Origin of the sequence: Tepidiforma sp., assembly GCF_034433535.1 — a bacterium.
Lineage (GTDB): Bacteria > Chloroflexota > Dehalococcoidia > Tepidiformales > Tepidiformaceae > Tepidiforma.
This window is the reverse complement of the sequence record NZ_DAOUAO010000233.1, coordinates 1-7,820: the sequence shown is the minus strand read 5'-3', so window position 1 is coordinate 7,820 and position 7,820 is coordinate 1. Positions and strand designations below refer to the sequence as shown.

7 protein-coding genes and 1 riboswitch are annotated in these 7,820 nt (G+C 69.0%); of the genes, 5 read left to right on the top strand and 2 right to left on the bottom strand.

All coding sequences use genetic code 11. The features are described from left to right. Positions 1-136: 136 nt before the first annotated feature. The 5 genes from VAE46_RS12405 (at position 137) to VAE46_RS12385 (ending at position 4,490) form a co-directional block, all read left to right on the top strand. Positions 137-925 (top strand): enoyl-CoA hydratase/isomerase family protein, encoded by a 789-nt coding sequence (locus VAE46_RS12405; protein ID WP_322797253.1) that lies wholly within the window; start codon positions 137-139, stop codon positions 923-925. Beyond that, positions 922-2,304 carry a hypothetical protein gene (locus tag VAE46_RS12400; protein ID WP_322797252.1) on the top strand — a complete coding sequence of 461 codons (1,383 nt, stop codon included), beginning with the start codon at positions 922-924 and terminating at the stop codon, positions 2,302-2,304. Before VAE46_RS12405 ends, VAE46_RS12400 begins: the two co-directional genes overlap by 4 nt. 60 nt (positions 2,305-2,364) lie before the next feature. Then, positions 2,365-2,474: riboswitch (SAM riboswitch) on the top strand. Positions 2,475-2,670: 196 nt separating this feature from the next. Beyond that, on the top strand, positions 2,671-3,915 hold the full coding sequence (thrC, locus tag VAE46_RS12395; RefSeq protein WP_322797251.1) for a threonine synthase: 1,245 nt from the start codon (positions 2,671-2,673) through the stop codon (positions 3,913-3,915). Further along, positions 3,915-4,157 carry an NIL domain-containing protein gene (locus tag VAE46_RS12390; RefSeq protein ID WP_322797250.1) on the top strand — a complete coding sequence of 81 codons (243 nt, stop codon included), beginning with the start codon at positions 3,915-3,917 and terminating at the stop codon, positions 4,155-4,157. The genes thrC and VAE46_RS12390 overlap by 1 nt, the downstream gene beginning before the upstream one ends. 54 nt (positions 4,158-4,211) lie before the next feature. Further along, complete coding sequence (locus VAE46_RS12385) at positions 4,212-4,490, top strand: ubiquitin-like small modifier protein 1 (RefSeq protein WP_322797249.1); 279 nt, start codon at positions 4,212-4,214, stop codon at positions 4,488-4,490. A gap of 18 nt (positions 4,491-4,508) precedes the next feature. On the opposite strand, the gene VAE46_RS12380 is transcribed toward VAE46_RS12385, so the two are convergent. Both VAE46_RS12380 and VAE46_RS12375 read right to left on the bottom strand, forming a co-directional pair. After that, positions 4,509-6,983, bottom strand: coding sequence for an AMP-binding protein (locus tag VAE46_RS12380; protein WP_322797248.1), 2,475 nt, complete (start codon positions 6,981-6,983; stop codon positions 4,509-4,511). Continuing rightward, complete coding sequence (locus tag VAE46_RS12375; protein ID WP_322797247.1) at positions 6,980-7,750, bottom strand: MBL fold metallo-hydrolase; 771 nt, start codon at positions 7,748-7,750, stop codon at positions 6,980-6,982. The genes VAE46_RS12380 and VAE46_RS12375 overlap by 4 nt, the downstream gene beginning before the upstream one ends. Positions 7,751-7,820: the final 70 nt, after the last annotated feature.

Genomic DNA, 7,820 nt, shown 5'->3' with positions numbered 1-7,820 from the left:
TCCGTCTCGTAGCGGAGTTCGAGGCCGCCCGGCTTGCGCTTGATTTCGAGGTAGGGGGTCGATACGGGGGGAGTCTCCATCGCAGGCCTCCAGCGGCGGGAGTATTCTGCGCCCGAACCCCTGTTGGAGTCCCAGTGTGAACGACGAAGGCTTCACCAATATCCGCTACGAGAAGCGCGACGCCATTGCTGTCATCACCATCACCCGCGAGCAGGCGCTCAACGCAATCGACACCCGAACCTCCCAGGAGATGTACCGGGCCTGGTGCGACTTTCGCGATGACGAGAGCCTGCGCGTCGCCATTCTCACCGGCGTGGGCGAGAAATCCTTCTCGACGGGCATGGACCTCGTCGCCACCGCGCGAGGGGAGAACCAGTTCGAAGGCGGCCGGCCGGTGCCGTTCGGCGGGTTCACCAAGCGGCTGCCCATCTACAAGCCGATCATCGCGGCGATCAACGGCTACTGCCTTGCCGGCGGGCTCGAGCTGGCGCTCGCCTGTGATATCCGCATCTGCACGCCCGATGCCCGCTTCGGCCTGCCAGAGGTGCGCTGGGCGATCATGCCCGGCGCCGGCGGCACCCAGCGGCTGCCGCGCGCCATCCCGCAGGCCTGGGCCAACTACATGATCCTCACCGGCGAGCAGATCGACGCGGAGACGGCCCTGCGCATCGGCCTCGTTTCGCACATCGTGCCGAAGGAGGAGCTGATGGACCGCGCGATGCAGATCGCGGGCATCATCTGCGAACGCGGGCCGCTGGCCGTCCGCGCCGCCAAGGAGGCGATCCTGCGCGGCATGGACATGCCGCTCGACCACGGGCTGGCGTTCGAAGACCTCCTCTTCACCCGGCTGTTCGCCAGCGAAGACGCGAAGGAGGGACCCCGCGCCTTCGCCGAGAAGCGCAAGCCGAACTACCGGGGGCGATGAGCCGGGAGGCGGCTGGCGGCCGGGGCAGACGCGCCCCCCGTGCGGCGGCGCTGTTCCTCACGCTCGCCATCCTCGGCGGCTGCGGGGGAGCGGAACCGCCGCAGCAGCCCACCGCCATCGCCGCCATCGAAGCGGAGCGCGTCAGCGAGGACGGGCTTGCCACCCTCCGCAGCCGCATCACCCTGCGGTTCGACCGCGCGTTTCGCCCGGACGACAGCGACCTGCCCCTGGCCTCGCACTTCGAGCTGGAGGTGCCCGAGGCTGCCGGCGGTACGCGCCGGGTGCTCGTCGCGGAGGCAAAGCGCTCCGATGCGGACAGGCGGGTGGTCGAGCTGGAGGTCGATGCCCTCCTGCCGCGCGGTACCCGGCTTATCGTCCAGCGGCGCCTGTTCGACCCCGCCGCCCGGGGCGCCATCGAGGCGACCCTCGAGGATGGACCCGACCCGGCCATCGTGCTGCTCGCCGAGCGCGCTCTGACGGTTTCGGACCCCGCCTTCTACGACGCCGCCGAGCCGCCGATGCCCAACCCCGCTGACGACGACGTCACGGCCGTGCGGCGGCAGCTCGAACAGCATCTGCGGCAGCGCGGCAGCAGCGCAGAGGACATCGCCGATGCGCTCATGGTGTTTGATGCCATCCCGCCCGAGACGGTCCCCCCGCCGAAGCTCCGCGCCGCGCTCGCCGCCCTCGTGGGGACCTTCGCCGAGCCCGCACTCGCCTCGCTCCTGACCACCGAAAACTGCACCGGCCTGCCAGCGGCGAACGTCGACTTCCGCGTCCCGCCGGGGGCCGACCAGCTACTCGCGCGGGTCACGTATGCAGGGAACGGGGCCCGGGTCATCTCCATCCACCCCTCGCTCGGCGGCGAGCAGTTTGAGCTCCTCATGCCGCTGCTCGCGCACGAGGCAATCCACTGCGACCAGCAGGACGGCCGGCTCGAAGAGATCGCCGCGACCGCCTTCGATACGCTGCTGTTCCTGCAGCTGATCCTCGCCGACCCCTCCCTTGCGGACGGCCGCGGCCGGCTGGCGCGAGAGCTGCGGGTCGATGCCCTGGCCCTCATCAACAGCGGCGGCGTGCTCCCGGAGTCCATCGGCGTGCTCCGCTCGCCCGGGGTCCAGGCCGTCCTGCCCGAGACGACGGCGCCGCACCGCTCGTTCGCCGAATTCGTCGCCGCTTCGTACCCGGGGGTGACGCAGGTGCAATCCCCGACGGAGCGGCTGGCGCTGGAGTACGCCGCGGTGCTCGCTGCAGCAGCGGGCATGGAGCTCGGGGACCCGTTCGACCCCGTCTACCTCGATGAGCTGCTCGGCCGTTCGCTCGATGCCGGCGCCCTGTTCGAGCTGATCGCCATTCTCGGGCTCGAACCGTTGGAGTAGCCGGTGGTGGCATTTCGCGGCATTCGTGCTAGCATTTCGTCAACACCGCGAACGTGGCCGCTCGTATCGAGATGGGGTTGAGGGACCGGCCCGATGAAACCCCGGCAACCTGCCCGGCGGGTAAGGTGCCAAATCCGGCCTCCCGGGTTCGCCCGGGGGAAAGATGAGAGCGACTCCGCTCCCTTACACGGCCCACGCGGAACTGAGGAGTGTCCGAGATGGTCAGGTTCCTGGGCCGAATGGTCATGCTCTAGCCCCTCACCCGAAGGGGCCTCCCGCATCAACCGTTGACGAACCTGCCGCGGCGGCCGCTTGGCCGCCCGGCGCCGCAGGGCCTCGGCGCAGGCCACCGAATGGGAGACGAGCATGAGCTTTGCCAAGAATCTTCGCTGCCGCGAATGCCACCGGGAGTACCCGCTCGAAGCGCGCCATGTCTGCGATTTCTGCTTCGGCCCGGTGGAGGTCACCTACAATTACGATGCCATCCGCAAGGCGGTCAGCCGTGAGCGCATCGAACGCGGCCCCGCCTCGCTCTGGCGCTACCGCGATTACCTCCCCTGCGACCCCGATGCTGCCATCGATATCGGCGCGGGCTTCACGCCCCTCGTCCGGGCGAAGAATCTCGGCAGGGCGCTTGGCCTCAACAACCTCTATATCAAGAATGACACGGTGAACCCCACGTGGTCGTTCAAGGACCGCGTGGTGGCGGTGGCCAGCAGCCGCGCGCGCGAACTCGGCTACGCCAAGCTGGCCTGCGCAAGCACCGGCAACCTCGCCAACAGCGTGAGCGCCCACGCCGCAGCGGCGGGCATGGAGGCGGTCGTGTTCATCCCGCACGACCTCGAGCTGGGGAAGGTGCTCGGTTCGAGCATCTACGGCCCGACGCTGGTCAAGGTGCGCGGCAACTACGATGCGGTGAACCGCCTCTGCGCCGAGCTCGCCGGCAGCTACAACTGGGCGTTCGTCAACGTGAATGTGCGCCCCTACTACTCAGAAGGCTCCAAGACGCTCGGCTTCGAAGTAGCGGAGCAGCTGGGCTGGCGCGCCCCGGACCACTGTGTGGTGCCGATCGCTTCGGGGTCGCTCTTCGTGAAGATCCGCAAGGGCCTCCAAGAACTGTGGAAGACGGGCCTCATCGACGAGCCAAAAACCCGCATGAGCGGAGCGCAGGCGGCGGGCTGCTCGCCGGTCGCGACTGCCTGGCAGGAAGGCTCGATGAACTTCCGGCCGCAGCGCCCGAACACCATCGCCAAGTCGCTCGCCATCGGCAACCCCGCCGACGGTTACTACAGCCTTGTGCAGCTCAAGGAGACCGGCGGCGCCTGCGGCAGCGTGACCGATGAGGAGATCGTGGCCGGGATGAAGCTGCTGGCCGAAACGGAGGGCATCTTCGCTGAGACCGCCGGCGGCGTTACCGTCGCCTCGCTCAAGCAGCTGGCCGAACAGGGTAGGATTCACCCCGACGAGCTCACCGTGGCGTTCATCACCGGCGCCGGCTTCAAGACCGTCGAGGCTGTGGCCGAGGCGCTGAACCCGCCGCTGGAGATCGACCCCACCATGGAGAGCTTCGACGCCGCCTATCGCGCCCGCGCGGCGCAGGGAGTCGCCTGATGGCCGTAAAACGTGTCCGCTTTACGTTTCCCGAGAATCTGATTCGTGAACCGATCATCTACCGGCTCGGCCACGAATTCCAGGTCATCACCAACGTCCGCATGGCCGATGTCGACGAGAAAACCGGCTGGGTCGTGCTCGAACTGGAAGGCGAACCCGAGGAGATCGAGCGGAGCCTCGCCTGGGCACAGGAGCGCGGCGTCCGGGTCGACCCGGTCATCGGGGATATCGTCGAGGGCTAGCCGCCGGCGAACCCCGCACCAACCCGCGATCACTTTCCGGAAGGATGGAACCAGGTGCCAATCAACGTCCGCATCCCGCAGCCGCTGCGCAACCTAACCGGGAACCAGGCCACCGTCACCGCCGAGGGGAGCACGCTCCAAAGCCTCGTTGACAACCTCGAAAGCGCCTACCCGGGCATCCGCGAGCGGATGGTCGATGAAGCCGGGCAGCTGCGACGGTTCGTTAACATTTACGTCAACGGTGACGATGTCCGCTTCCTCGACGGCATGCAGACGGCGCTCAAGGATGGTGACGAGGTGAGCATCGTCCCGGCGGTGGCGGGCGGTCAGTAGCCGCCGCGCCGTTACCGGCTACCGGCCCGCGTTCGGCGCCCGTCCTGCCTGCCGGACAGCCTCCTCGAGGATGGCGGTTGCTTCTTGGTAGCTCATCCCGGGCTCGAGGCGCACCGGCTCACCGATGCTCACGCGCACCCGGGCGCGGGGATGGGGCAGCCATTTGCCTTCGTAAAAGCCGGGGCGCAGCACGTCAATCCGCATTGGCAGCACCGGCGCGCCGGTTTCCACCGCGAGCAGGCCAATGCCCGATTTGAACGGCTGCATCGGGCCGATCACGGTGAGCCTGCCCTCCGGGAAGATCAGGACGTTCCAACCCTCGTCGAGCATCTTCGCAACGTATTCGAGGCTTTCGCGGACGCCCGAGCCCTCCTTGGCGAAGGGGAACGCGTTCCCCAGCAGGCTCGCGAAGAACCCGCGCAGGCGATTGCCGAAGATGTCGCTCGCGGCCGCCGCTATGGCGACCTTTCGCCGGAACCAGGGCGGCATGCTGCGCAGCAGCATCGCCTGGTCGAGGTGCATGTTGTGGTTTGAGATGACGAGGCAGGGCTCGCGGACGGCCGCGAAGTGCTCCTTGCCGCGAACCTCGACGCTGTAGCCAAGCCGGAGCAGCGGGAAGATGAAGAACGAGACGAGCGCGTGGCGCACCCACTGCACGGCCTTCCACCGCGGCCAGGTGGGGAATTTGCGGATGCGTGCCTTCCGTTCGCCGCTGGCGACCATCCTGCGAAGCTCACCGATCGTGGTTTGTGGCCCGACATCGGCGTCGTCCACGTAAACACCGATATCATCTTCGATGGCGGAGAGGAGTTCGACCCGGGCGAGCGAATCCAGCCCGAGGTCCGCGCCGAGGTTGCGGTCATCGGTCAGCGGCGCATCGGTCCGCGCGAGTGAGGCGATGATGCGCAGCAGGGGGTCATCCGGCGCGGGTGCGGCCCGCGGCGCCGAGCGGTCCTGCTCGCGCAGCCATGCCTCCACGAGCGGCCGGCGCACCTTGAGGGTGTGCGTGCGCGGGAAATCGTCCCCCGGCCAAACCGACCAGCCGAGGACCTGCTGCCGGGCATCGAGCTGCTGGTTCGCCAGCCGCACGGCCTCGGCCGCGCTGCCGGGCACCGATTCGACCAGCACCGCGTGCAGCTGCACCCCGCCATCCTGCTGGATGCCGAGCACCACCGCGTCGGCGATGCCGGGCTGCCGCCGGAGGGCGGCCTCGATGTCCTCCGGGTACACATTCTGGCCATCGGCGAGGACGATGAGGTCTTTCTTGCGGCCCTTGAGGTAGAGGTAGCCGTCCTCGAGGTAGCCGAGGTCGCCGGTGCGATACCAGCCGTCGGTGAACGCCTCGCGGGTGGCGGCTTCGTTCCGCCAGTAGCCGACGAAGACGTTTTCGCCGCGGACAAGGACCTCTCCGTCATCAGCGATGGCGACCTGCTGCCCGGGCAGGGGCTTGCCCACGCTGCGCACCCGCCGGTCGCTGCGCGGGTTGATGGTGACGATTGGCGCGCACTCGGTGGTGCCGTACCCTTCGACCACCGCGATGCCCATCGCCTCCCACTTGAGCTGCACCTCGGGGTCGAGGGGCGCGCCGCCGCTGGCCACGAAGTCGAGCGCGCCGCCGAAGCGGGAGAGCACGGGCCGGAAGAGCCGCTTGCGGGCGGCGGCTGGCAGCGGCTGCCCGATGCTCCGCAGGGCGCGCAACAGCCCCAGCCGGTGGCTTGCCGCCGCCTCCCGTTCGATGCCGGCCATGAGCAAGCTGAGCACCTGCGGCACCGCCACGATGATGGTCGGCTTCCATTCCTGCATGGTGCGGCTGAGCGACGCCGGCTGCCGGCTCGAGGGGTAGCAGACCGCCGCGCCCACGGCGAGCGGGGCGAAGCAGCCGGCCACCTGTTCGAACATGTGGCTGAGCGGCAGCAATGAGAGCATCCGCGTGTCGGGGTCAATCGGGATGACCGAGAGCCCGGCCTCCACGTTCGCCGTGATGTTGCGGTGGGTGAGCATCACCCCCTTGGGATCGCCGGTGGTGCCCGAGGTGTAGATGATCTCGGCGAGATCCGAACCACGGAGCTGCACCGCCGGGAGCGGCCCTTCGCGCGGGGGGCGGGCGTCTTCGAGCACAACCACCGGCACCTCGAAGCGGGCCAGCTGCTCGGCCTGCGAGCGGCCGGCGAAGGCGAGCTTCGGCTCGACCTGCGTGATGACCCGCTCGGCGAACTCCGGCGCGCTGCGCACATCGAGCGGGACCAGCACGCCGCCGGCCAGGAACGTGCCGAACATGGCCGCGACCCACTCCGGCTGGTTGGCGGCCCAGATGAGCACGCGGTCGCCCGGTTCGACCCCGTGGTGGAGGCAGAGGCGGGCGTAGCCGCGGGCCCGTTCGCGCAGGGCAGCGTAGGTGTAGCGGGTGGTCCGCACCCCAACCCGCATGGTGACCGCCAGGCGGTCGGGCGTGCGCTCTGCCGAGCGATCGAGCAGTTCGACCAGCGTGTTCATGCCCGGGCGGTGCGGGCGAGTTCGCGCACCCGCGGCGCGGCGCCACTCAGGATGGGGCGGAAGTGGCTGAAGCAGAGGGTTTCGAAATCGAGCTCGGCAAGCTTTCGGATCGAGGCCGCGGCCAGCGCCATGTCCTGCGTGAACAGCCGGCTGGGCAGCATCAGCCGCCCGAACTTGTACTGCATGGCATCGCCGACGATGACAGCGCCGCGGTTCGGGAAGTAGAGCGCGATGGAGCCGGGCGTGTGGCCCGGCATGTGCACGATGCGCATCCCGCCGAAGACCGGCAGTACGTCGCCGTCGCGCAGGCGGACATCGATGCGGCCGCGGCCCGGGTCGTTGCGCAGCAGGTAGGGCTCGCAGATGCGCGCCAGCAGCGGGTTCATGAACGGGTTCGGCAGCGGTTCATCGCTATCGATGGCCGGGGCATCGGCGAGGTGGACGCCGGTGCGCGCCGGCACCCAGCGCTGGAGCTCCGGCAGGCCGCCGACGTGGTCGAAGTGGGCGTGGGTGATCACGATCGTGGCGATGTCGTCCGGCGAGCGCCCGAGCATCTCCACCACCTGGAGGATGCGCTCGGCCGAGCCCGGGGAGCCGCAATCGATCACAGTGATCTGGTCTTCGACGACCAGGTACGCCTTCGAGCCGCGGGTACGGACCTGGTAGAGCCCGGGGAGCACCTCGACGTAGGGCCGCAGCGGGACGGGAGCGACTTCGTTCCAACGCTCCTGCCACGCCGGGCGGCGGCTGAGTCCGGGCTGGGTCATGTGGCTGAATGGTAACAGGAACGAGGGGGCGGTGCGGCGGCCGGCGGGAGGGCAGATGGAAGCAGAGCAG